This window comes from Streptomyces sp. DSM 15324 (assembly GCF_001514285.1).
GTDB lineage: Bacteria > Actinomycetota > Actinomycetes > Streptomycetales > Streptomycetaceae > Streptomyces.
Map to the genome: position 1 here is coordinate 1,321 of NZ_KQ949056.1, position 2,116 is coordinate 3,436.

The window sequence follows — 2,116 nt, forward strand, 5'->3', positions numbered from 1 at the left end:
CGTCCGGGACCCGGAGACGGTCGCGGGGGAGCACGCCGGTGTGATGTACCGGGCGTTCGACCTGATGGATGTGGAGCCGGAGCGGATCGGCGGGATGCTGGCCGACCTGGTGGCTCTGTTCGAGGCGGGGGTGCTCAGGCCGCTTCCGGTCACGTGCTGGGACGTACGCAGGGCTCCGGAGGCGTTCCGGTACCTGTCGCAGGCCCGCCACGTCGGCAAGGTGGTCCTCACCGTCCCCGCGCCGCTGGACCGCGAGGGCGGGACGGTCCTGGTCACCGGTGGTACGGGTGGTCTGGGCGCGCTGGTGGCCCGTCATCTCGTGACGGGGCACGGGGTACGGCGTCTGCTGCTCGCCAGCCGACGCGGCCTCGATGCGCCGGGAGCCGCTGAACTCGTCGCTGAGCTGGGTGGCCTGGGCGCCGAGGTGGATGTCGTGGCGGTGGACGTGGCCGATCGCGACCAGCTGGCCGCCGCGCTGGACGGGCATGCGCTGACCGCCGTGGTTCACACGGCCGGCATCGTCGACGACGGTGTGGTGTCCTCCCTGACCGAGGAGCGACTCACCGCGGTCATGCGGCCGAAGGCGGACGCGGTGACGCATCTGCACGAGCTGACCCGGGACGCCGACCTGTCCGCGTTCGTCGTCTTCTCGTCGGTCATGGGCACCTTCGGAGGTGCGGGTCAGGCCAACTACTCGGCTGCCAACGCCTTCCTCGACGCCTTCGCCTCCTTCCGTCGGAAGGAGGGGCTGCCCGCGGTGTCCCTGGGCTGGGGTCCGTGGGCGCCGGGGGCCGGTATGACGGCCGAGCTGTCCGAGGCCGACCTGCGCCGTATGGCACGCGAGGGCATGCAGCCGCTGGCTCCTGAGCGTGGCCTTGGTCTGCTGGACGCGGCACTCGAACAGGGCCCCGGACTGGAGCGGGCGGCGGTGCTGCCCATCGATCTCGATCTCGCGGGGCTGCGTCGGCGACCGGCAGAGGAAGTGCCCGCCCTGCTGCGTGCCCTGGTCCGGGTCCGTGCCCGCCGCAAGGCCGAGGCCGGGACGGGCGGCGGAACGCGGCACCAGGACCTCAAGGCCCAGCTGTCGGCCATTCCGCCGGCGGACCGCGACCGGCTCGTGTCCGACCTGGTCCAGGGTGCCGCGGCCGCCGTGCTCGGCCACGCCTCCACGGCCGACATCGAGGTGGAGCACACCTTCAAGGAGCTGGGTTTCGACTCCCTGACCTCGGTGGAGCTCCGCAACCGCGTGAATGCCGCGACCGGCATGAGGCTCCCCGCCACCCTGATCTTCGACTACCCCACACCCGCCGCCTTGATCCGGCACATCGGAACGGAGCTGGTGGGAGGAGACGAGCAAGCAGCCACTGCCGCACTGCCGGCGCCGACGAGCGTGACCGACGACCCGGTGGTGATCGTCGGGATGGCGTGCCGGTTCCCCGGTGGGGTCGGTTCGCCGGAGGATCTGTGGACGCTGGTCAGCGAAGGACGGGACGCGATCGGAGGTTTCCCCTCGGATCGTGGATGGGATCTCGACGGGCTGTACGACCCGGAGCCGGGCACGATCGGGCGTACGTACGTCCGTGAAGGTGGCTTCCTCTACGACGCCGCCCTGTTCGATTCCTCGCTGTTCGGGATCTCGCCGCGTGAGGCGCTGGCGATGGACCCGCAGCAGCGGTTGCTGCTGGAGACCTCGTGGGAGGTCCTGGAGCGTGCGGGCATCGACCCGGCGACCCTGCGCGGCAGCCGTACCGGTGTCTTCGCCGGCGCCATGGCCCAGGACTACGGCTCCTCCCTGCGTGGCACTTCCGAAGGAGCCGACGGCTACCTGCTGACCGGGAACACCGGCAGTGTGGCGTCGGGTCGTATCGCGTACACGTTCGGTTTCGAGGGTCCCGCGGTGACGGTGGACACGGCGTGTTCGTCGTCGCTGGTCGCCCTGCATCTGGCGGCGCAGGCGCTGCGCTCGGGTGAGTGCGACCTGGCGCTGGCCGGTGGTGTGACCGTGATGTCCACGCCGGACACCTTCGTGGAGTTCTCGCGGCAGCGGGGGCTCGCGGTGGACGGCCGGTGCAAGGCGTTCTCGGACGGCGCGGACGGTACGGCGTGGTCGGAGGGG

The 2,116-nt window shown here is 71.4% G+C and carries 1 protein-coding gene; it reads left to right on the forward strand.

Going from position 1 to position 2,116, the window contains the following annotated elements; all coding sequences use genetic code 11:
• A partial coding sequence (locus tag AQJ58_RS40090; RefSeq protein WP_159056426.1) for an SDR family NAD(P)-dependent oxidoreductase occupies window positions 1-2,116 on the forward strand: 2,116 nt, incomplete at both ends.